The following is a 24,207-nucleotide window of genomic DNA, read 5'->3' as shown; positions in this document are numbered from 1 at the left end:
ATAATTAATATCAACGGGAAGTGGGCCTATGCGGGAAAGAAGAAAGGCAGAAAACTTTAAAAAGGGATATACGACAGTGGAACTGGTTGTCGTAACAGTGATTATGCTGATACTTGCCGGTACCCTTGTTGTGAGCCTGGTCACATGGTATCGTAATGCGCAGTTTCGAAAACAGAACGAATATGCGCAGACGATTTTTTCTGCTGCCCAGAACCGGCTTTCCGAGTACAGTTATTCCGGCTATCTGGGAAAACTGGAGAGCCTGCTGGAAGATAACGGAGCGAAGAGCATAGATGAAGAGCTGAAAAACAAAGAACTGATCGGAAGCAGCGGGGATCCTTACGAGCTGGAGAAAGTATGGTACGAGTCTGAGGGAAAGGGCACAAAAGCCAAAAAGTATCAGGGCACCATCTATTCTCTGACCGGTACGCCTGCCGATTATAAAGCGTATAAAAACAGCAGCTGGAACGGGGTTTCACCGGAAAAACAAAGATTAGTACAGGCATTGTACAGGATGCTGGAAACTTACATATATGATACATCCATATTCAGCGGCGGCACGGTCTGCGTGGAATTTTCCGCGTCGGACGGACAGGTGTTTGCAGCAATGTACAGCGACAAGCAGGAGAACTTCGTATACGGAACCCCGGATGCGGAGGCAGAGAAAACAATTGACATAAGAGACCGTACTTATTCCAGGCGCAAGAGCGTAATGCTGGGCTATTATGGTGTTGATACGATGGCAAAAGCGACCAGTCCGAATGCAGAAAAGCCGGTGATAAGCGAAGTGCGGCTGAACAACGAAGATACGCTGAACCTGTCTTTCCGGCTGAGCAAGGCAGAGGAAGCATGGAACCAGCTGACGTATCAGCTGGATGTCTATAATGCAACATCGAATAAAATCGGGCTGACGATTCTGCTGAATGCACAGGAGGAGTCAGACAGTGGAAAATACCAGTGGCCGTCCGCTTATAATGAGAAAAAACAGGTACTGGGTACCGTTACACGCTATTGGTATGATAAAAAGGGAAAGCAGACAGCAAAGACGCTTGGTAACTACAAATTTTATCTATATGTGGAGACAAATGGGACGGTGCATCTTGTACTGGATGCAGCCGATCTGAACGCTACATCACAGACCTATATTGAGGGATACCAGGGGAACGGAATAGGCAATAAGAATTACAGCAGGCCGTCCTATTCCGGTATGGGCGGTGCAGCGGAAGAATTGAGCGACAGTTATAGTTTCCACAGATTCGGACTGAGCGCAGAAAAGATCTACTGCAAGATAAAAGGGAGCGGTACGGGATATAAGCCCACTGCATTAAAGAAAAGTAATCTGGCGGATATCTACTACGGCGATGAGAGCACATCCTCAGAGAAAGACGGCGTGACAACTTACCGCTATGAGATAGCCAATCCGCGCCATCTCTTTAATATGCGTTACATAGAGGATATTGAGGAAACAGGCGGAAATTATACAAAGCTGTTTGCAGGTAATGAGCAGGAACTGGAGGAGTATGCGTATCAGCTGCCGGAGAACATCACGTGGCTTTTGACAAAGGATATTGACTGGAAAGCACTTGTAAAGAATAAGTACCTGTTCCATGGCGGCATCGTACAGGAAACAAACACAGATTTTCCCTCCATCTGCTATCTGCGGCAGAAGTCCATTTTCGAGACCAAAGGATACTCTGCCAAAAACTGGAAGGCGGAAAAGGAGAATCATACGATAAAGGGGCTGACGGTCACAGCACAGACAAATGACTCTTTGGAATTAAAAGGTACGGGAAAAGAAATCAATTCCACAGGCTTGTTCCTTGAGAACAAAGGAAATATCCGGGGAATCAGCCTGGATTCCATTGTTGTGTCGGGGATCAGCAACGTGGGGGCATTCTGCGGCATTAACAGCGGCAGCCTGAAGAATCTGGCAGTGAAGAGCACGTCAAATGCCAGCAGTATATCCGGAAAACAAAGGCTGGAAGACAACGGTTCTTATACAGGAGGGGAAAATGTAGGCGGCATTTTTTGCGCACAGGATGGGAAGGCTTCGGCGGACAAGCAGACTTTTCAGAAGCTTTTGAACCGTGCCTCGGTGAAAGGTACCCGGTTTGTCGGCGGAATTGCGGGAAGACTGACAGGGGATAAGCAATCCGAAATAAAAATGAGTGAATGTGGGAATTATGGCGCCGTATCCGGAAGAAGTGAGAGCGCAGGGATAGAGCCGATGTTTATTGGCGGAATCATCGGATATGCGGAGAATAAGACCCAATCTACGGATCATTTTGTGATTGAGGACTGTACCAGCTCTCCGCAGTATGAAGCGAAAGCGGTTGAGGAAATCATAGACGGGATCCAAAACGGCGGCAGCGAATTAAAGGGAACCTATGTAGGCGGGATCGCAGGTTATAACCAGTGGTGTGAGATCAAAAACTGTTCCACAGAAAACGAGAACAGCCGCCGCCAGGGATATATTTTCGGCAATCAGTATGTAGGCGGGATTGTGGGATTTAATTCCGGCCCTGCCAGCGGGATTGAGGGCAACAACCGTGTCAATGAAGCACATGTGATCGGTGATACATACGTAGGCGGAATTGTAGGCTGCAATGCAGGCGTGCAGAGAAACAGGGGCGGAAATTATGTGGATGCCGAAGGAAATGTCTTTCAGGATGTCGCCGATGGAGTCCACGTGGTGGAGCCGGAGAAAGAACCTTCCCTGGAGGTGAAGATCAGCGGATGGATCAATAAAGGCATCATAGTGGCGGCAGGCAATTATGCCGGGGGAATTACCGGATTTAATGCCGGCTGGATCTTTGGATGCAACAGTGATGTGGCAAACAGCGCAGAGGACGATTCCCTCAGCGAGGTCACGAATCTTGGCGGGGATTATGCCGGCGGAATTGCCGGATATAACAACGGGATTATCGGAAATACAAAAAGAGGTGCGGACGGGAAAGCGACGGGGGCAAGCGGAGATGCATTATCTGCGATCTGTTATATAGCAGGGCGCAATTACGTGGGCGGAATCGTCGGTTATAATGATGTGGATGCGCTGGTGGAGGACTACGAGCTGGCTGGCGGATATGTAAATGCATCCGGAAACTTTGCCGGTGGTTATGCAGGCTTAAATGCGTCGGTCTGCCTGCTGCAGTATACGTATGATACGGCTACGGATACCTATGGGGCGGGCAGCGCCAGAAAGCTGGTATCCAAACCAAATGCAGTAGAAGGCGCCTATTTCGTGGGAGGCATCATCGGGGGCAATCTGGTATGTACAGACTCCATTATTCAAACAGTATTCCAGACCGATAACTTTCTGGGAAATATAGAAGCCAAGGCATATGCGGGAGGATTTATCGGATATAATGCACTTCTTACTGCTAAAGGGAACCAGAAGGCGAAGGTGGCGGCATATCAGGAAGGCCTGAATATCAAAGCAGACGAAAATGCTGAAATAACATACAATTTTGCGGAGGAAGTACCCGGTGATTTTGCATTCTATACGAATACAGGGCTTAAAATCTCAGGCTATGAAGAGGGCGTAACCAGCAGCAAATTTGGCGGGGTGCGCGCGGAAGTCTTTGCCGGCGGCGTACTTGGCTACAGCAAAGATTTGAATAATCTGACCATACAGAACGTAGAGAACCTGACACCCGTGACTGCAAGCGGCGTCATCAGGGAAAGCGTGGCAGGGGAGCAGACTGGCCGGGATGAAGCTGCTGAATTCGCATATGCGTATGCGGGAGGTATTATCGGTATAGTAGGTAACAATACCACATTGGAAAGCTGCAGCAACAGAGACGTGGGTGATGTTACTACGACAGGAGGAGCAACCTATACGGGGGCGCTCTGTGAGATTAACAGAGGAATTATTGAGAAATGTAAGGCTTCCAGCATCGGCGACAGCAGCAAGGATCAGGTAGGCGGGGTCTGCGGTATCAATCTGGGAATCATAATGGATTGTGAGATTAACAGCAGTACAATCACCGGAAGAGATAATGTAGGCGGAATAGCAGCCGAGAATTTCGGCCTTATCCACAACTCGAAACTGAGAACGGCCAGAATATTATCTTCCGGCAAGAATGCCGGAGCTGTAACAGGATTTAACGGGAAGTTCGGAGGACATGAGGGAAGAGTTGCATTAACGGATGCGGAAACGCTGGACAGCAATGTGGTTTATGTGACCGGAAATATAAATGCAGGTGGCCTGATCGGAAAAAATGAGGGCAGATTAACTGCATCCGGATATGCCAAGGTTACGATCAGTGGTTTTGTAAGCGGTACACAAAATGTAGGCGGTATCATAGGAGAGAACAGTCAAAGCATTTCGTCATTTATCAGCCGCTCTGTTATTACCGCGAGTGAAGGAAATGCTGGCGGCATCATTGGAAGAAATACGGGCAACTATTCCATAACAGAATGTGATAACTATGGGACGGTCACGTCAGTATCCGGATATGCCGGCGGCATTGTGGCAGAGAACAGCGGAACGGTTAAAAACTGCAAAAATGGCGGCAATATTTTAGCTTCGGCAGGAAATGCCGGCGGTATCAGTGGAAATAACACAGGTAATATAGAACTGTGTGAAGTGAAAGGCAATCTGCGGATTACTCTTACGGCTCTGAATCGTGTCGGGGGAATCAGCGGCTCAAACAGCGGTATGATTCAGCAGTGCACGATAGACAAGATCTCCGTCAGGAATACTTCCAAGAGCACAAACGAAAGCCTTGCAGGGGGGATTGCGGGCCTGAACAGCGGCATGATCCGGCTTGCAGGGGGAGAAATCCTGGATTCTGAAGTGATCACCTATGCGAATGGCAGCAGCGCAGGAGGAGTCGCAGGGGAAAACTCAGGGGGCGGAAAGATTTCAGGCGAGACAGGGAACGGGACTTCCGTACTGATAAAGAATGTGGATCTTCAAACAGCACCTACCGTATCCTACTGTAATCTAGGCGGCGTAGCGGGGAGGCAGCTGGGAGCATCCAGTGCGATCGAACACTGTGAAGTTGTGGATACCGCCATTGGCACCATAGCATTGCTTGGCAATACGGATATGGGCTATGGAGGAATCGCGGGAATCAACGAAGGGAACCTCTCAGACTGTTCCTTTGACGGAACCCTCCAGGTCGGCGGAAATGGAAGCAATATCGTCAATGCGGGCGGGATCACCGGAAAGAATACGGCCGGCGGTCTGATCGAGCACTGCTACATTGGTGTGGATAAAAGCAATGAGAGCACGGTAATCCGTTCCGGAGTAAGCAATAAGGATAACCAGACGTATACGGCATACCTTGGCGGGATAGCAGGCTGGAATTTTGGTACGGTACGAGAATGTGATAACTTTGGTGAAGCGGATCGCCAGAAGTCTACAGACACGGTAGTTATCAGCGGAAACGGCGGTATCGTTGGCGGTATTGTGGGCAGAAATGAGGCAGGAGCTGTAGTTACAGGTACCGATGCAGAGAAGCTGTCCACTGGAAAGGGCTGGTCTGTACAGCACTATTATTACATCAACGATTCCGGTACCGGCGGAATCTGCGGCTGGTCCGGTTCAGGAAGCAGCATGAGCTTTGTGGAGAATCATGCCAGTGTAGCGAACAAGAGCGGCATTAAGGACAGTACTGCAGTTGGAGGACTGATCGGCCGTTTAGAAAATCAGGAAAGCAATACATTCTCGATGGACCACTGCTTAAATACAGGAAAGGTGGATGGGCCATCTAATACAGGCGGATTTGTGGGGAGATGGAAGTATAATGGCGGATCCATCCAAAACTCTTCCAATACTGGAAAAATCGGTACAGAAGTGACCTCCCTTGTTAGCGGAGGGATGATCGGATCGTTGTATGACCTGACGGATCACGCCAGAATTTTATTTACAGGATGCAGCAATCAGGGAGAGGTAAAAGGGGGGTATGCAGGCGGTCTTGCAGGCAGGCCCGCAGTATGCAATACGTCAAACCAGGCCATCTTCAGTGACTGTATCAATACGGGCAAGGTAACCGGAACTACGGCCGGCGCGGGAATAATGGCCAACTTTAACAATGAATTTATGAGCGTTTCATTCAGCCGGTGCAGAAATTATGGGACAGGTACGAATTTTTACGGGATAGCCAACTATAACAATGGTTTGGTGAGAATGCAGGATTGCTTTGACTTTTCCGGGGCAGGTCTGACTCGTAAAGTATCGGATTCCGATAAGGCCAAGATTGTGAATTCCTACTACTATACAAAGGAAATAGAGGCAGGGATGACGGAGGAAGAAGCCCAGTTGGCAGTTGAGACGGCGAAAGAGAAGAAGGAAGAATCGGAGGCTGCATTGCAGTCTGCAAAAACAAAAGTAAATCAAATCAAGAACCCCGGGTATGGGGATGGGATTTATTATTCTTTAGATGCGGAAGAGAGCTTTTATAGTTCTGTAAAAAATGACGGCGGCGCATTTAAAGATATGTTTGACGGAAAGACCGAAAACGGGAACGGATGCCAGGTACGGCCTGCCGATGGCGGGGAAATTAAACAGAGCAATCCCCTGACTGTGAAATATACCCTGGCTGAGACTGCTCTTGGATATGATGAAAGTGAAGGGGTCCAGGAACTCTCATATCCTTCCGTGAAGTCCTTTGGCGTCTACTGGGGAGCAAATTCCACCGGATCATGGACCAGGTACTATATCTATACAGTGTCCTATACAGCGGCAGACGGATCGGTCAAATATCTGAAGGCAAAAGATGAAAGCCCGGAAAACTTTATAACTGCAAAATTCACAGACGGCAAAACAGTCAAAGCTTACAAAAACTTTGGAGACAGCCTGTGCCAGGCAGTGACAACGGATCATCCGGATGAGGCTACCAGATTTTTTACATTTGGGTTAAGCTATGTATCTGGCGGAACACAGAACTCATTTGGAAGATTTGAGCTGGATAACAGCAGCCAGATCAGTGATATTACCTTTCAGGCAGATTATGTTGCCACATATAAGGGGAATATCTATGGTTTATTGAAGGGAGACAGCATAAGCGGAACGGGATACAGTACGGCAGGAACGGTCTGTGAATTTGTTGCAAATGCTGTTCTGCCGGGCATAGAACTGAACGTAACCGATGGTATTGTGCGCAATGTCTCCGAACCGGAAAACCCGCTGGATAAAGAAGCATGGGACAGTGCATCTGCCGCTTATGAAACTGCAAAGCAGAACCTGGAAACAGCGGCTGCCGCCCTGGAACAGGCGGAAGAAGATCTGGAAACGATAAGGAACGGCGGGAGCGTTGGTGTTGACGGGCAGGCACCGCTGGACGACCCGAACAAATCAGGATCCTCCATGTATGCCTCAAAAACGGCACAAACAGAGTATCCAAGCTATAACCTGAGATCCGCAAGCAAAGCGGTTCCCAATTTCCTGGAGGCTTCAAAGATTCCTTCGATCACCGCAAGAGAGGCAAAAAGAAGGCTGGAAGCTGTCAGCTATTCTAAATTAGATCAGAAGAATGGAAACGCGCTGACGCTGGTAGAGCAGTATTATCTGGATGCGTATGACTTAAAGATGAAGGCAGAGGCTCCGGAGTTTTCCGTGATAAATGCCGGCGGTAAGACAACGCTGAAGATAAAGGAAGTGCCGGGGGCATATGGATATCAGGTCTGCTGGCAGGCAAAAGAAAAAGGCAATCCGGACACCCCGCATTTTGTGCCGAATACAGTAACTTCACTGGAGAACGGGCAGGGGTATGCAGAATATGACATCCCGCAGGATGCCGAGTGGTTCGGCCGGGAGTATACATTTTATGTCAGGGCTGTAAATGGGACTGCCTACATGACCTATTATGACGCAGACGGAACATTTCAGGATAAGGATGGGCAGTACAGGGCGCCCACCGATCCGATGCCGGAAAATGACGGACAGTTTATAGCCGCCAATGTTTCAAAATGGGGCAGTATCAAGATGCTGCTGACAAAACCTCAGACCGCACCGAAGGTACATCTGGAACTGGTGTATCTGGACAACACCAAGTCATTTGGGTGGAAACCAGTACTGGAAAATCCGGAAGATTTTGAAGAGGGAACAGTGATTCCGGTCTACATGTCGGTGTCACCGGCAGGCACTGTGGCAACAGAGGGCAATAAGCAGGCAGTGATCACGGTTCAGGCCGGCCATACATACACAGCGGATAAGGTCATTACCAAATTTGCAAATGACCGGAGGGACAACATTAATTTTGCTGTGAAGGCGCTTGCCATAGAAGGCAGGGCATCGGAATCCCCTCTTATCATGTACCAGTCAGCATATTATGGGATAGACACTTTAAAGAATGAGGATCTGTATACCGCAAAATGGAACGGCTTTTATGGAAATACACCGGACGGCCTGAGTTATCAGCTTGGAAAGACTCCAAGCGGATCAAACGTAGATCTGTATATCGAGGCGGAGCTGATCGTGCAGAATTATTTGAAATATGAGGATGGCACTAAAATTGATATTTCTGTTTCCAACGGCCAGTCCCATATCACAAGCACAGGAGGCGCCGCCAAGATCAGCACGCTGGCGAACCTGCCATCAGACCTTCTGGAGGAATACGATCAATATAGTATACAAAGTTATCCATGGCAGAATCAATGGTATATCTGCCAGTATGGGCATATTGTGAAGCAGAATGCCACAAAAGAAGAGCTGTATACGCTGAAAGATGCGGACCGTGACAATGAGTCAATTGTAAACAGCGGTACAAAGAGGCTGAATCCGGGGTATGTGGTGCGCCTGGAGAAAGACGGCACTTATACGATCATATACAGAGCACTGCTTGCGCATAGCGATACCTTCAAAAATCAGGTGAAACAAAATGTGCTGAATGTCCATGATAATCCTGCAAATGGGCAGAGGGATTATATCAGCCAGTCAACATCGGCGAATCAGATTCCGATTCAGCCAAACCCGGTTATTTCAAAGGATGATTACGAGGTACAGCCGCTTGAAAATGGAGCCGCTTACACGTTTAAATGGGATCAGGGCCTGTTGGAATCGGGTGCAGAGTATATCCTGCAGCTATACGGGCATACTTCTTCGGGAGAACGGACGCTGCTGGAATCGCAGACCGTTGTGAATGCAAATGAGTACACCTTTAAAGACAGCGGCGGAAGCTGGAATTATTCAAAAATGACGCTGCGGGTGACCCGCAAGGGCATACCGGCCGGGGAGACGGCTGTACAGTCGAAAAAACTTCCGTTCTACACGGAGCATACTTTTGAAGTGAAGCTGGCACTGGAACAGATTGCCATGCCTGCCGTACAGCTGCACAAGGATGCGGCCGGGGTGACGGATAAGGATCACATGTATTACGACGTTAAATGGACAGGAATTGCGGATGAGAATTCAGAAGGCATCATGGATCATCTGGCCGGATACACCGTTACCATAGAGCGCAGCGCGGATGATAAGGTCTGCAGTCAGTACAGCGCAGAGGAAACGGAAGTATTAAAGAAAGATTTAAGGGAAAATGGCTATGAGGAATCTGTGGATGAGGCAGCGGGGACGGTTACATACAGCAAAATAATAGAAAATTCAGACGAGGATATCTACCGCGATGCAACACAGGTGGATAAGACCGTAGTTATTACAGAGAACGCAGACGGTTCCTATGCGGTAACTCGCAGAGAGATCTGGACATTTTTATCTCTGAGCGGAGCGGAAAGAGTTTCTTCCGCCGCTTTAGAGCGAAGTGTTGACCTGAGTGAATTTACCGGCGGAATGACAATCCATGTATCGGTCAAAGCATTAGCAGAGAAAGATTCCGTGATGTACAAGGACGGTCCCGCAGGTGTCATCCGCGAGATGGAACTGCCGTCAAGGCTTCCTGTGCCGGATGTGGCAGACCTGGCCATGGCAGAAAAATACAGCACCGAAGAATATATGACCATAGATGCGATGAACGATGACGGACTGCATCTCACAATGGATGGCAGCGGCTATGGCACGGCAAACGGCAGGTATGAACTTCATCTGTTATTCTTTGAGGCAAGTGCAGTAGGTGCGGACGGGGAATTGATTCAGGGTGCACAGCCCAAATATGTCATGAAGGATACCATATCCATGGGCGGCAATCTCGCAGGCGGAACATATAACCTGCATGGAACAGAGATAGAAGTTACGGACCATACCGGAAAGACGTCCTCAATCAGTCTTTCCGATTGTGCTGGGATGTATATGGCAGCGGCTGTCCGTGCGGTATCTGACAGCCAGATCAGTTCCTACTGGTCTCATGAATACAAGTATAACAGGAGTTACGCCGAATTCCGGATACCCCGTGTACAAAATGCGGTTCCGGAAATGACAAAGTCCAGAACCGGTGTGGTATACACGGAATCAGGTCATTACGAAGGAGATACGGCGGGGCAGGATGACAACAAGACGGAACAGACTACGCTGATTTGTACAGTGGAAGCGTATGCAGAACACTATTTGCTGCAGATCATCCACAACTCCCAGAACAGCAGACAGGAGGCAGGTTATGATACGCTGCTGGAGATGGACTGGATCTATGCAAAACGGGACGGAGACAAGTACCACATTTATGTGCTGTCATCAGATGCAAAAGAGATGGAAGGCCTGGGCGAAAAACTGGAGGATACGTATCTTCCGGATGCAAATCTGGCCAATGCGGGATATGCAGGCAGTCTGCCGGCCGACGGCGGCAGCCTGGATCTGCCATATGAGCTGCAGATCACAGCAGAGGATGGTACTGTATTTACGGCAGTATCTTATCTGAAATGCCAAACATCTGAAGAAGGTAAACAGGAATTTGTTCTTGTACTGGCGGACCCGGAAACGGTGAATGGCGCAGGAACTTCAGAGGAAATCAGGACTTCGCAGGTAATGGCAAAAGGCATTTCAGGAAATATAGAACGGTATGAAGACTCCGCCTTCGGAAGCTGGTACCAGAAGTCGGACGAAGTAACTGAGATTGCAGGTACGACAGGACCGGTCGAAGGCCAGGATGCTCCGGCCGCTCTATCTGCAAGAGATGGGGCTGCCTTGGAAGTGGACGGCAGCAACGCCCGGATGAGACACTTTATTTATAAGCTGCCAGATGAGGCGGGCGGGGTACAGTACAGAAGTGCATATGCCAGAGCGGAGGAAAATTCGATGAGTTCCCTGCTGCTGCTTGAAAACGGGCAGTATCAGAATGCAGACGGAAAGCTGGCGGATACAGAAATCATGGCAATTGAGCCGGATGGAAAGGAATCAGCGACTGGACAGCGGTTGACATTTCTGTAAATGCAGTATCAAAACTGGAGCATAAGGCGGCAGCACAGGAGGGCTATCCGGTCAAAGTGGAAGCGGAACATCCGCAGATCCGTATGAATATACGGCCGGATGCAGCAGATTACACCGCGGAGATATCGGGAGCATCCCAGGCGGCGCAGATTTATATGCTGCAGTTTACAAAGGGGAACGGAACTTATTATCATGTATTTTATAAGGATACGTCGGACGCAGATCTGGCAGCCGGATATCCGCTTGCAGGTTCACAAAAGTCAGACAATCGTTATGCGGATGTGGACCATGCCATGATTACTGCACCAGCCCCGGGAGAGTATTACCCGTCATGCAGTGCTTATGATGAAAATGTTTATTATTTAGGAGACATCGGCGCAGGCAGAACCATTGGACTGCCTTGGAAACTGGAGACGGAGGATCAAGGCAGTACGCTGGTTACCTACGGGCAGCTGTCACAGGATGGCGCGGTATTTCTACTCACTCTGCCGGATATGGATCGAATCGTATCTGAGAATTTTGCAGGGAACCAGGACACCAGGCAGGTCACATTCCTGTCCTGCGATGCGGATACCGGAGAAGGCGGGGCAAGCATGTCCAGCTGGTACCGCAGTGATTCCGGGAACATGGTGAAGCAAAGCTACAGGAATCAAACTTCATGCAGTGCTGCATGGCAGGAAGAGGATTCCGGCATCAGCATCCGGTATTCAAATACAGATAATGGGTATGAGCATACCGAGGAATTCGCTGCGGTATGGGACGCCGGTGAAAAAAGGTACACGGTAAATGAGGCGGGTGCCATCGGAAACTATGGAATTCTATTCCGGTTTGAATATGAGGACGGAAACGTAAGCCTGAAATATGCTTCAGATCAGGCCAAGAGCTTTACTCTGACAGATCCTGAAAGCATAAAAGCAGTTAAGATTAAAGTAACGGACTGGTCCGGATATGGATGGACAGACTGGACCAGTCTGGAAGATCTTATTCTGACATCAGAAGCAGATCAGTATGTTGCGGATGAGCCGGATCATGCTGCCGTGCCTGCAGGAGATGCGAATGCAAAAGGCTATAAGGCGCAGGAGATCCCGGATGTCAATGAGAAGGAAAATGAAAAATCCGGGCAGCAGGACAGCGGCACGGGTGCAGAAAACAATGATAATGCAGAACCTGCAGAAAATGCAGAAAGTACAGGAAATACAGGGAAGTCCGGTGATCCCGGAGGCACTGAAGACAGCAGGCAATAATCAGCAAAAGGGGTCAGACCCCTTTGAGGAAAGGAGGCGCAAAAGATGAAAAGGAAGAAATACAATCAGGGTTCCGCAATGGTATATGTGCTGGCGGTTATGGCAGTTATCGTCGTTTTGTGCCTCTCCCTTCTGCTGTTATCCTATTCCCTGTTTGCAACATCTCTGAATTATGGGGATCAGGAGCAGTGCCAGATTCTGGCGGCTTCACTGAGCAATGAACTGCAGGACGAGCTGGAAAATGACGGCAAGTCCTGGTACATTCCCTACAATGGGGAATGGGTAGACAAGGGGCAGAAAATATACTCCTATAATGTAAAAAATGAAGATGGCAGCAAAATAGAAAATACAGAAGCCTCCGGCCTGGTGACGTTTATCACGCAGAATATATGGACCGAAAACTGGCCGTATTACAGTGAGGATGAAGACGATAAAAAACATAATAAAAAGAATGCTGCGCGAAAACTACAGTTTGACAGCGAGAAAATAGAAAATGAAAAGTTTCAGAAACTGGCAGCCGGTCTTACGGTTGAAATGTACTGGTATAATGTAATGGCAGATTACGACAGTGCAGAAGCCTCTAAGAAGGACGACACGACGCTGGTAATCACCGTAAACTGTGAGAGCGGGAAAAACTACAGTACAATTACCCGCGCATACCAACTGAGCTGCTCCGAAGACAAGAGCGTACCAGACGGGAAGTATGAAATCTGGAATTGGTCTTTGACAGATACTGGCGACGAAGTGGGGGAAGAGTAAGATGCAGAATGAAGCGAAAAACAGAAAAACGTGTCATCCCTTTGATTCAGACAATAAACGGAAAGGGTCTACCATGGTAGAATTGGTTGTGGGATTTGTAATCCTGGTGCTGCTTGTCGGTACCTTCACAAAAGTAATCTCACAGTCCTACAAGCTGCTCACACGTTCCCAGAATATGAGGCGAAATACAGAGGCTGTTTATTCATCCTATTACAAGCAGAAACACGGAGCAAAAGACAGCGGAGAGGCAGTGTTAAACAAAACAGAAGAGAAAATGACCCTGCAGCTGGTATACGAAGGAGAAAACCTGCCTCTGAAAAGCCAGAAAATAGGAATTACCAAGGGAAACAACATAACAATTTATGATTTTACAATTGAGGATACTCCGTAACAGTTCAGGTCAGCCTGAACTGTCACGATACGCTTAATAAACCGTGATAATGGTGGGGAAACAGATGGAAAAATGGATTGCCGGAATTCGTAAAAACTTCAAATCCAAAAAAGGGGTTACCATGGTTGAGATGGTAGTAACAATCGTCTTAACGGGTATTCTTTTCACCATGGCCTGCAGCATGCTGATCTCCTGGGTGAAGGTATATGACGAGCTGAAAACGACAGAACAGGCTGAGCAGCTGGCAGATACCCTGATGAATAAAATTTCAGGTGAAATCGCAGGCGCGCAGACCGGAAACATTGTGGATGCCGGAAGCGCAGGGGCCGGGGAAAGCACCAGGAAAGCCATACGCATAAGTACAGATAATCAGTCGATCGAGTTATATGACAGAACAGGAAGCCACATCACGATCGGCACGACAGAGCGTAGGCCAAAAGACGGCGGAGGGCGCGAGCTTAACATCCATTATGAAGCGGTAAAGAATCCGGATCCAAAAATATCAGAAAACATATACGACGAGATTGACTGGAAATATTCCACCAAGATGTACATGAAATACAGCATAGAATCTCTAAAATTTGAAACCGTGCAAAACGCAGCGGACGAGATTCTCCCTCTTGTAGATGTAACACTAAAGATTAAAAGCGGTAAATACGGGAATGCCTGTACGGTGTCGAAAACGGTGGAGTGCTATAATTCACCGGAGATCACGGGTCCTGTTACCGGAGGCACGACAGAGCCGGAGCCTCCTCCGGTAGATCCCGAAGTCCCCCCGTCCCCTCCGAATCAAGAAGAAAATAACAGCGGCGGATATATAGAGGTAAACGGCGGTACGTTGAGTTACCATGCCGGAGTGCCAACCTTTCAGGATTTAAAAGATCAGGCAGATGCGATGAAACCGCCGAATGATACAGAAATCATAAAAGTACCGCAAGGTATTTATTATGACGAGAGTGTTCAAAGATATTATTATGTAACCGAGGATACGATTACCCAGAAATACAATTGCGGCAGCATGGCACAGATTAAAAATTACACGAACAATTGGACGAAAGTCCTGGCTTTAAATGATCAGTTGATCACAGAGGATGATATTATAGGCGGAGACCATTTCGGCAGTAAGCTGCAGGAGGGCAGTATCTATAGTTTTGGCGGTAAATATTACATATGCGTCAGCCCCAGCGGCGGGTGGCCGGGCGTCAATCCTGAGAATAATAATAACTGGAAACAGATCGATAATTCCTACTTCAGAACAGGGGGCAGTTAGTAAACTCGCTTTGGGGACGCCGAAAAACCGGGAAGCCGGCCCCATGCCGTGAGTATATATGCCATTTTAAAAATCCGCTCCGTTTACGTAAGAGTCCCTAAAGGAAAAAACATAAAAAATCGCGGTCCAGCGGCATGCAACCCCAAATTTGATAATTTGGGGTCTTAGGCCGCTTCAGAATTTGACGTGAGACGTCAAATTCTGCCCGCCATTTTTTATGTTTTTTCCTTAAGGGACTCTAACGTACACTCTAGGACTTTTAAAATAGCATATATACTCACGGTATGGGGCCGACTTCCCGGTTTTTCGGCTGGCGCATCCGACCGGTAGGAAAAGCTTGCCCACTGGGAGGGGCTCGGAAGCGGGGGCGGCGTATAAATTCGTATGGTGAAACATATCAGCATTACTTACCCTTTTCTTCAATGTCTTGGGCTGATTCAGTAAGAACCAAACGAATTAATACGCTGCCCCGGTTACGGAGCCTTCCTCAGTAAGCAAGCTTAACTGCCGATTGGATGAGCCCAGCAATATGAAGGGATAGCCACCTGCCAAATGCATATATGCCGCTGCGAAGTGCTAAAGCGGACCTTAGAAATTCTTGGAAGCCGACAGCCGAAAAAGCAGGGAGATTTTGTGATCACCAAATCACAAAATCAGGCGACCCAGCGCGAGAAATCATCGGATTTCTCGTGATGTGTCGCCCTGTGCCCTGCTTTTTCGGCTGTCGGCTTTCTAGAATTTCTTAGGTTCGTGTCCGCACTTCGCAGCGGCATATATGCATTTGGCAGGTTTGCGGCTATCCCTTTATTTTGCGGCTTTCATTTTGCGACCTTCATTTTGCGGCCCCATCCATCGACAAAACTTACTTGACAAGAGGAAGGATTCCTTGTATCATTGTACTAAAGGAGTAATACAAATATCGCATATTAATGAAGTCAAATTACCGCTGTATAGTTTTATACACAATCCGTTTTATAGATGAGGAGGGATGACGAATGCTGGTAGTATCAAACCTGAGTAAGAACTACAAATCCTTTTCTCTGGATCATGTTTCTTTTACTGTCAGAGAGGGCCGGATCACCGGTTTTATCGGCAATAACGGCGCCGGTAAAACAACAACGCTGAAATGCATCTTAGGCCTGGTCCCATACGATTCCGGCCATATACTTCTTGAGGGAAGAACGATGTATCATAATGAGCTGGCGTATAAAGAGCGGATCGGCGTGGTCTTTGATGACGGATATTTTTATGATAAGTTTACTATGTCTGCTATGAAAAACATTGTGGCCGGGGCTTATGACGGCTGGGATGATTCGGAATATCACAGGTATATGGAGAAGTTTGGACTAAAGGAGTCGCAGAGGATCGATACACTTTCAAAGGGCATGAAGATGAAATTTGCGCTTGCCCTGGCGTTATCCCATCATGCGGAGATCCTGATTCTGGATGAGCCGTCCGGCGGTTTGGACCCGAAAACGCGTCAGCTATTCTGTACGGAGTTGTCAGAACAGAAAGAGAAAGGGAAGACGATCTTTTTTTCTACGCATATTACTTCTGACCTGGATAAAATCGGGGATGACATCATCCTGATTGATGAAGGGCAGATATTAGCCGCGGCATCGAAAGAGGAGTTCCTGAGACAATCAAAGCTTCCGGATCCTACAATCGAAGAGGCAATGCTGAAAATAATTGGGTGAGGAGGTGCATCATGAAGATTATTCATCTCATAAAAAAAGATCTTTTACTGGCAGGGATGTATTTCGTTTTTGCCATCATGATACTGCTTGCAGTCCCGATATTTTTAAGCAATCAGACTGTTCATATGAGCAGCGTGTATATTCTGTTCATATCGGTCAGCTTTGCCTGCTATTTCCTCTTTAATAACATTTTTTTAATGGAGGATAAGTATAAGGGCAACCTATATCTGCTGGCGGTTCCATATAAGAAAAGCATGATTGTGGCCGTAAAATATATCCTGGGTCTGCTGATAACTATACTGGAAATGCTTATATACTTTTTGCTTTCCAAAATTACGCTTCAAAATATAGTTTTAGTAAGGGAAGACTTAACCTTATCCTCCCTTTCTATTACATTTTTGGCGATGTCGGTTGTTTTAAGTATTTTCTTCCTGCTGTATTTTCGATTTTCCTATACGAAAATAAAAGCTGCGTTGCTTGTTGTAATGATTATGCTGCCCACATGGGGGCTGGTGGCTTTGTTTTCAATAATTGGGAAAAATTTGATTGCGGAAGCAATCGTAATGGATACGGGCATATCCGTATTGTTGATAGTATTGGGATTAGCTGTTATGATAGTGTCTGCGGGACTTTCTGTTAAGTTTCTCAAACAAAGAGAGTTTTGACTGGAATAAATTTAAAACATGAGGAGGAGAAGTTATGCTGGAGATACAGGAGTTGAGTAAATCATATGGGAAGCACCTTGCCGTGGATCAGGTGAGTTTTTTTATCCCGGACGGGCAGGTGGGGATTCTTCTGGGGCCGAACGGCGCAGGAAAGTCTACGATTATTAAGAGCATCGCCGGGCTTTTGAGGTACAAGGGAAGGATCGGTATACAGGGGATCCCGGCCAAGCAGCTGGAGGCCAAGAAGCTGTTTGCCTATGTACCGGAGATTCCTTCTATGTTTGAGGCGCTGACCGTGAGGGAGCATATAGAATATGTGAGGATGGCATATGGCAGCAGTACTACAGAGGAAGAGGTTACGGCGCTGCTGGAGCGGTTTGAGCTGGACGACAAGCAGGATAAGCTAGGCAATGAGCTGTCAAAAGGGATGATGCAGAAGGTCAGTATCTGCTGTGCTCTTGTCATTAAACCCAAAGTGATTCTTCTGGATGAGCCCATGGTCGGACTGGATCCCAGAGCGATTAAAGAACTGAAAGAGGTGATCCTTGAGCTGCGTGACCAGGGTGCTACCGTTCTGATCAGTACACACATGCTTGAGATGGTTGAGGAACTGTGGGATGTGATGTTTGTGATGGAGAAGAGCCACATCATAGGTTCTTATCAAAAATCAGAGGTCGGGGAAAAGGACCTGGATGCCCTGTTTTTTGAAATGACCAGTAGTTGGGAGTCAGGTGGTGAAGCATAGATGAAGGCATTATTATATCTTACAAAACGGAGTTTTATAAACAACCTGAAAAAAGCGGTGAAAAAACCGGCATCTCTGCTGGTCATGATTATCTGTATTGTTTATGCCATCTTTTTAGCGGTTATGCTGGGTCAGCTCGTAACAAAGATACATTTCAGCTCGGCAAAGGGATTGACTGTCATAATTACACTTTGGACCTTATACATTTTCCTTAGTAATTTTGCAGGCTACGCCTCTAAAAAAGGCGTTATTTTCAAGCCATCCCATGCACACTTTGTATTTACCGCCCCGATCAGTCCGAAAAAGGTCCTGCTGCACAGTGCCTGGATGAACTATCTTCTTACTATTGCGGTGAGCGTTTTATTCCTGATTGCGGGACTCACGGTATTTGGCATTACGCCGTGGAAGATGATCCTGTTTTTCCTGGTGGAGTGTGTCGTGGAAACGGTTTTTGAGGTCAGTGTGATGATCTTTTTGTACACGAATGATAAAATACCTCAAAAAGTAATGAAGGCGCTTAGCACAGGGATCAAGATCTTTCTCGTGGGAGTTGCGGTTCTGATCGTTATTTATTTTAAGAAGCAGGGAGTTACACTCGAAACTGCGGCTGCATTTTTCGACTGGCCGGGGCTGCAGATGATACCGGTTGTGGGCTGGAATATCTCCGTCTACCGCCTGATTCTTCTGGGCCCGGATGTACTGAATGTAATCTGTACCGTGCTGTATCTGCTGACAGTGGCGGTGATGATCACGGCAGCCGTCCGTATGAAATGCGATGGCGACTATTACGAGGACGCCGCCAAATTTGCAGATGACTATGCGGAAATGAGAAGGCGGAAAGTAAACGGCGAGATGGTCATGTCGATAGGAGAGAAGAAAAAACGCTTCCGCCGGGTAAAGGACACATACAAAGGAACCGGTGCAAAGGCCATTTTCTACAGACAGCTGCTGGAATACAAAAAGGAAAAGTATTTTATATTTTCCAAAATGACTCTGCTATGCCTGGCCATCGCGATCCTGCTTTCCCGCGTTATGAGAGACAACGCTTTAAAATCCGGGGTGCCTCAGATGTATATGCTGGGCATTATCATGTACATGACACTGATCCTGACCGGATACCTTGGAAAATGGGAAAATGAGCTGAAGACGCCCTATCTGTTTCTGATCCCGGACAGCCCGGTCAGAAAATTGTGGTACGCGACTTTGATGGAGCATATCAAGGCTCTTGTGGATGGCTGTATTTTCTGCATCCCGTTGAGTATAGCGTGGGGAATCGGGCCTGTTCAGAGCATCCTGGCAATTCTGACATACGCGGTACTGCAGGCTAACCGGCTGTATACCAAAGTCATTGCACAGTGCCTTCTGGGCGATACACTGGGTAAAACCGGGCAGGACTTTGTGCGTGCGATTTTCCAGATGACGATCCTTGGAATCGGGCTTGCAATTGCGCTGGCAGCAGGATTTATGGTTAATGTTGATTTGGTCTTTCCAATTATTTTCATTTATAGTATGATAATGACAGTAGTCATCGGTTTACTGGCCTCTATCCGTTTTTATTCTATGGAGCAGCTGGCATAGCACAGACGATTACAAATACTTTGAAAAAGATGAGCTGCAGGAGAGTTCACGAAAGTGGTCCTGCAATAATTGGGAGGTATTATTTATGCTGGAAGACAGTTACGTAACTTTAGAAATCGGAAAAGCAAAGCACATAGCACTGGTAGCCCATGACGGCAAGAAAAAAGAACTGGTGGACTGGTGTGACAGAAATAAAGACATCTTAAAGAGTCATTTCTTATGCGGAACAGGTACAACGGCGAAGTTGATTTCGGAAAGAACCGGGCTTCCGGTGAAAGGCTACTGCAGCGGTCCCCTGGGCGGTGACCAGCAGATTGGCGCTAAGATCGTGGAGGGCCAGATTGATTTTATGATCTTTCTCTGGGATCCGCTGGAGGCGCAGCCGCACGACCCGGATGTAAAGGCTCTGCTTCGAATCGCAGTGGTTTATGATATTCCGATTGCGAATAACCTGGCAACGGCGGATTTTATGCTGAATTCTAAGTTTATGAATGAGACTTACTGCAGACAGGTGGAGAACTTTAATAAGACTATACAGGAACGGGTTGAGAGGATGAAGTAGGCGCTGAGAAAACGGTGGGTATGGCTTCCGGCAGAGGCGTGTATACCCAAAGGGCGTCCCGCAGCTCATGCCCTGTGGGCGGAGCCTAAGCTGAACTGCGGAATCATGTATGCCGTTTCAGAATCCGCGCCACTTGCTAAGAAACAGTAATAGAGAAAATGTGGGGAATAGAGGTACTTGCCGTAGTTGGCCTGAATGCCGATGCATTCAGGCCGCCGGCGGCAACAGGATTTGATTTTGTGAATCAAATCCTGCCCTCTATTCCCCACATTTTCTCTGCAACTGTTTCTAAGCGCGTTCTGAGGGTTCTGAAACGGCATACATGATTCTGCAGTTCAGCTTAGGCTCCGCCCACAGGGTATGAGCTGCGGGACGCCCTTTGGGTATACATGTCTCTGCCGGAAGCTATACCCGCCGTTTTCTCAGCTGGGTGCATCCGGATGGGAGGCGGCTCGAAGGATGCGGAGATAAAATATAAATGAGGGATGAGATGGAATCTTTTTTTGTTTGTTGTTTGGGGGAGGAATTTGGGCGGGATTTGAGACGATGGGAGAAACGGAAGGGATGGGGGATGAGGAGTTAAGACTGGGCGGAGTGAAATATAAGATAGCAAGAATGCGCAAAACAAATCTTGTGGAGTTTGATAATATTAGGAATTGTGAAAGGAGGAGATTTTTATGGATAAGAATGTTGTTGAGAAAGTTTCGGCGGCAATTGAGTTTATTGAGGAGCATTTGATGGAAAAGCTGGATTTGGATCGGATCTCGACTGCTGTTCATTATTCGAAGTATTATCTTCACAGAGTCTTTATGCGTACGGTTGGGCTGACAATTCATGATTATGTGCAGCGCCGGCAGCTGACGGAAGCGGCTAAGCTTTTGGTTTTTTCTGAGAAACCGATTGTTGAGATTGCGGCGGCAGCGGGGTATGAAAGCCAGCAGGCATTTACAAATATTTTTAGGGAGATGTATAAGCTGCCGCCGAATCAATATCGCAGGAATGAAAAGTTCTATCCTTTGCAGTTGAGATTTCAGTTTGAGGGGGAATATGAAATGCTTCAAAGTAAAGATTTTATGGAATGGAGTATTGATTTTGCGGCAGAAGATGATATTCCCTGCTGGATGGATCTGGTGCGTCTTGTTATTGATGGGTTTCCGCATTTGTATGAAGATGAATATGAGGCGGAGCTGAAACGGCGGATTAGATGCAGGCAGGCTCTGATTTTAAAGGACGGACCGATTGCGGTGGGGATTATGCTTTTTTCATATGAGAACGGTTGTATTGATTTTATGGGAACCCACCCTCTTTACAGGGACAAAGGGATTCCGAAGGCTTTTTTGGAGAAGGTTTCGAGCGAACTGGTAAAGGGGAAGGAGATCAGCGTTACCACTTTCAGGGAGGGTGATAAAGCGGACACAGGGCAGCGTCGGGAGATTCAGGGACTGGGCTTTTCGGAGGCGGAGCTTCTGATTGAGTTTGGCTATCCCACACAGCGCTTTGTCCTGTCTGAGGAGGCTGTAAATAATGAGTGAGCTTAGCAGAAGTGATAAGAAAACGGAAATCGAATGTGTTGAATCCGTGCAGTTTCCGGATGAGGCCGCCCACCTGGATATGATCAATGGCAAATTGGATGCCGCTCTGCAGGAGGCCCATTCCGATCTGGAACGGATGGATCAGGAGTATATGGATGCGAAAAGGTACATGGCAGATTACCGCGGAGAACTGGATCCCCATGAAATGTTTCAGAACGAGCTGGCGCTCAGGCAGATCGACCATACGGGAGCTTTCGCCGCAGGGGTATGGGAAAAACTTTCAAAGCTGAAAGGGTCCCCCTATTTCGCCCGGATAGATTTTCAGGAAGAGGGCAGGAAAATGGCCGAAAAGTACTATATTGGGCGTTTTACTTTCAATTATGAAAATGAACTTCTGATCTATGACTGGCGCTCTCCGGTTGCCGGGATGTTTTATGACAGTGAGTCCGGACCGGCTGGATATGACGCCCCTATAGGCAGAATTGAGGGTAACCTGACACGCAAACGCCAGTTTAAGATAAAAGACGGTGAATTGGAATATACGCTGGAAAGCGCGGTAAATATTCAGGATGATGTTTTACAGCGTGAGTTGTCCCACACCTCGGATGAAAAGATGAAATCGATCATTTCCACCATCCAAAAGGAACAGAACCAAATCATCAGAAACGAAAATACCGGAACCATTCTCATTCAGGGCGTGGCAGGCTCCGGGAAAACGTCCATAGCGCTGCACCGGATTGCATTTTTACTGTACCGGTTCAAGGACAGGCTGAAGGCGGGAAATATCACAATCATTTCGCCTAATAAAGTCTTCGGAGATTACATATCTACCGTTCTTCCGGAACTGGGAGAAGAACCCATTTACGGTGTGAGCTTTACCGATATAGCCGCCGTACAGTTGGAGGGAGTCATTGCCTATGAGCCGGATAAAGACCCTCTGGAAACCAACGACGCAAAATGGTCGGAGCGGGCGCGCTTCAAATCCACTTTAGACTTTGTGGAAAAGATGGAAGCCTTTTTAGAGGAACTGCCCCACTTTATCTTTGAACCCCAAGCCTATACTTTCGGTCGCTTTACTGCAGAGGCAGACTTTATACAAAGCCGTTTCCTTGCTTACCCTTCATATCCAATCAAAAAAAGGCTGCAGCAGACCGCGGAAGATATCCATGACCGTTTTGATACAGATAACTTCATGGGCGACGATATTCCACGTCCGGGAAGCATATTAAAGAGCCTGAACAAAATGCTGAAGATAAAAAGCAGCCTGGCCCTGTACAAAGCGTTCTATCAATGGATTGGACAGCCTGGCATGCTTGTATTCCCTGCAAAGCAGACCCTGGAATGGGCGGATGTATACCCGTTTCTCTATCTGCACGCGTCCTTTGAGGGGCTGCAGCAAAGCAAGCGGATCAAGCATCTGGTAATCGATGAAATGCAGGACTACACCCCCATCCAATATGCCGTCATCAACCATCTGTTTCCCTGTCCCAAAACCATCCTGGGAGATTTCGGGCAGTTTATCAATCCCAACCATCTCAACACTATCGAAGACCTGCGCCGTCAGTACAGCGAAGCAAGCCTGGTGGAATTAACCAAAAGCTACCGTTCAACATACGAAATCATCACATTTGCAAAGCAAATCCAGCAGACGGCCCGCTTAGAGCCCATAGAACGCCACGGTCCTGCCCCCCAGATGATCCCAAGCGAAGACACCCGGGACGAAATCCGAAAAATCAAAAAAGCAATCAAAACCTTCCAGGAAAGCGGATACGCGTCAATGGGAATCATCCTGAAAACAAACAAAAAAGCCGCCGCAGTACATAAACAGCTCTCCCGGGATCACAAGATCCACCTGATCTCCCCCGAAAGCACCAGTTTCACCAACGGAATATCCATCACCTCCATCCAAATGTCAAAAGGTTTAGAATTCGACGAAGTCATAATCCTGGATGCTGATTCCGAAACCTACAAAACCCAATACGACAAAGGCCTCCTCTACATAGCCGCCACCAGAGCCATGCACCAGCTCACAATACTATATACCGGCTCCCCATCCCCATACCTGCCAAAGAAATAAAATAGACCAAATACCAACCGCCCGCCCAACCCAATCCGCCGCTCCCCGCGATTTCCCCCAAAATGAGCAAATCTTCCGTCTTGATGAAGCCCAGCCTGATGGAAGGGGGATGCGGTAATCCGGCGGGGACAGCTCCGGGGATTTTGCAGGCATAGAATACGCGTTAGAGACTGTTACATCAAAGCGGGAGTCTCACATGGACAAAATTTGCTCGCCAAAGCAAATTTTGAGAAGACCTGAGCCGGAAAATTCATCAGAATTTTCCGGTGAATGTCTTCGGTTCCATGTGAGGCTCCCGCTTTGATGTTACAGTCTCTTCGCGTATGGACAGCCAGCAAAATCCCCGGAGCTGTCCCCGCCGGATTACTGCATCCCCCTTTCATCAGGCGCCCCTACAGCCAAATTTACTCATCCCCAAATATCTCAT

12 protein-coding genes are annotated in these 24,207 nt (G+C 47.7%); all 12 read left to right on the top strand.

Going from position 1 to position 24,207, the window contains the following annotated elements:
- Positions 1-28: 28 nt before the first annotated feature.
- The gene (locus tag ARB69_RS14855; RefSeq protein WP_055153963.1) at positions 29-11,260 is read left to right on the top strand and encodes a GLUG motif-containing protein; all 11,232 of its coding nucleotides are present in this window, start codon (positions 29-31) and stop codon (positions 11,258-11,260) included.
- Between the two features lie 56 nt (positions 11,261-11,316).
- Positions 11,317-12,504 (top strand): hypothetical protein, encoded by a 1,188-nt coding sequence (locus tag ARB69_RS14850; protein WP_055153961.1) that lies wholly within the window; start codon positions 11,317-11,319, stop codon positions 12,502-12,504.
- Positions 12,505-12,549: 45 nt separating this feature from the next.
- Positions 12,550-13,263, top strand: coding sequence for a hypothetical protein (locus tag ARB69_RS14845; RefSeq protein WP_055153959.1), 714 nt, complete (start codon positions 12,550-12,552; stop codon positions 13,261-13,263).
- 1 nt (position 13,264) lies between these two features.
- Positions 13,265-13,654: a hypothetical protein gene (locus ARB69_RS14840; protein ID WP_050639641.1), complete on the top strand. Its 390-nt coding sequence runs from the start codon at positions 13,265-13,267 to the stop codon at positions 13,652-13,654.
- Positions 13,655-13,718: 64 nt separating this feature from the next.
- A complete protein-coding gene (locus tag ARB69_RS14835) occupies positions 13,719-14,924 on the top strand; it encodes a type II secretion system protein (RefSeq protein ID WP_055153957.1) in 1,206 nt (401 codons plus the stop codon).
- 995 nt (positions 14,925-15,919) lie between these two features.
- On the top strand, positions 15,920-16,621 hold the full coding sequence (locus tag ARB69_RS14830; RefSeq protein ID WP_050639643.1) for an ABC transporter ATP-binding protein: 702 nt from the start codon (positions 15,920-15,922) through the stop codon (positions 16,619-16,621).
- A gap of 11 nt (positions 16,622-16,632) precedes the next feature.
- Complete coding sequence (locus ARB69_RS14825) at positions 16,633-17,286, top strand: ABC-2 transporter permease (RefSeq protein ID WP_050639644.1); 654 nt, start codon at positions 16,633-16,635, stop codon at positions 17,284-17,286.
- A gap of 34 nt (positions 17,287-17,320) precedes the next feature.
- A complete protein-coding gene (locus tag ARB69_RS14820; RefSeq protein WP_050639645.1) occupies positions 17,321-18,031 on the top strand; it encodes an ABC transporter ATP-binding protein in 711 nt (236 codons plus the stop codon).
- Complete coding sequence (locus ARB69_RS14815) at positions 18,032-19,609, top strand: putative ABC exporter domain-containing protein (protein WP_050639646.1); 1,578 nt, start codon at positions 18,032-18,034, stop codon at positions 19,607-19,609. It begins immediately after the preceding gene.
- 85 nt (positions 19,610-19,694) lie between these two features.
- Positions 19,695-20,171 carry a methylglyoxal synthase gene (locus ARB69_RS14810; RefSeq protein WP_050639647.1) on the top strand — a complete coding sequence of 159 codons (477 nt, stop codon included), beginning with the start codon at positions 19,695-19,697 and terminating at the stop codon, positions 20,169-20,171.
- Between the two features lie 677 nt (positions 20,172-20,848).
- Positions 20,849-21,703: a helix-turn-helix transcriptional regulator gene (locus ARB69_RS14805; protein WP_050639648.1), complete on the top strand. Its 855-nt coding sequence runs from the start codon at positions 20,849-20,851 to the stop codon at positions 21,701-21,703.
- Positions 21,696-23,780 (top strand): HelD family protein, encoded by a 2,085-nt coding sequence (locus ARB69_RS14800; protein ID WP_055153955.1) that lies wholly within the window; start codon positions 21,696-21,698, stop codon positions 23,778-23,780. Before ARB69_RS14805 ends, ARB69_RS14800 begins: the two co-directional genes overlap by 8 nt.
- Positions 23,781-24,207 lie beyond the last annotated feature (427 nt).

This window comes from Faecalicatena contorta (assembly GCF_001404335.1).
Classification (GTDB): domain Bacteria; phylum Bacillota; class Clostridia; order Lachnospirales; family Lachnospiraceae; genus Faecalicatena; species Faecalicatena contortus_B.
This window is presented reverse-complemented; position numbering and strand designations above follow the sequence as displayed.

Bases quoted from the DNA above. Each gene is read 5' to 3' on its own strand.
- ARB69_RS14855 (WP_055153963.1), top strand. From the start codon at position 29: ATGCGGGAAAGAAGAAAGGCAGAAAACTTTAAAAAGGGATATACGACA.
- ARB69_RS14845 (WP_055153959.1), top strand. From the start codon at position 12,550: ATGAAAAGGAAGAAATACAATCAGGGTTCCGCAATGGTATATGTGCTG.
- ARB69_RS14840 (WP_050639641.1), top strand. From the start codon at position 13,265: ATGCAGAATGAAGCGAAAAACAGAAAAACGTGTCATCCCTTTGATTCA.
- ARB69_RS14835 (WP_055153957.1), top strand. From the start codon at position 13,719: ATGGAAAAATGGATTGCCGGAATTCGTAAAAACTTCAAATCCAAAAAA.
- ARB69_RS14830 (WP_050639643.1), top strand. From the start codon at position 15,920: ATGCTGGTAGTATCAAACCTGAGTAAGAACTACAAATCCTTTTCTCTG.
- ARB69_RS14825 (WP_050639644.1), top strand. From the start codon at position 16,633: ATGAAGATTATTCATCTCATAAAAAAAGATCTTTTACTGGCAGGGATG.
- ARB69_RS14820 (WP_050639645.1), top strand. From the start codon at position 17,321: ATGCTGGAGATACAGGAGTTGAGTAAATCATATGGGAAGCACCTTGCC.
- ARB69_RS14815 (WP_050639646.1), top strand. From the start codon at position 18,032: ATGAAGGCATTATTATATCTTACAAAACGGAGTTTTATAAACAACCTG.
- ARB69_RS14810 (WP_050639647.1), top strand. From the start codon at position 19,695: ATGCTGGAAGACAGTTACGTAACTTTAGAAATCGGAAAAGCAAAGCAC.
- ARB69_RS14805 (WP_050639648.1), top strand. From the start codon at position 20,849: ATGGATAAGAATGTTGTTGAGAAAGTTTCGGCGGCAATTGAGTTTATT.
- ARB69_RS14800 (WP_055153955.1), top strand. From the start codon at position 21,696: ATGAGTGAGCTTAGCAGAAGTGATAAGAAAACGGAAATCGAATGTGTT.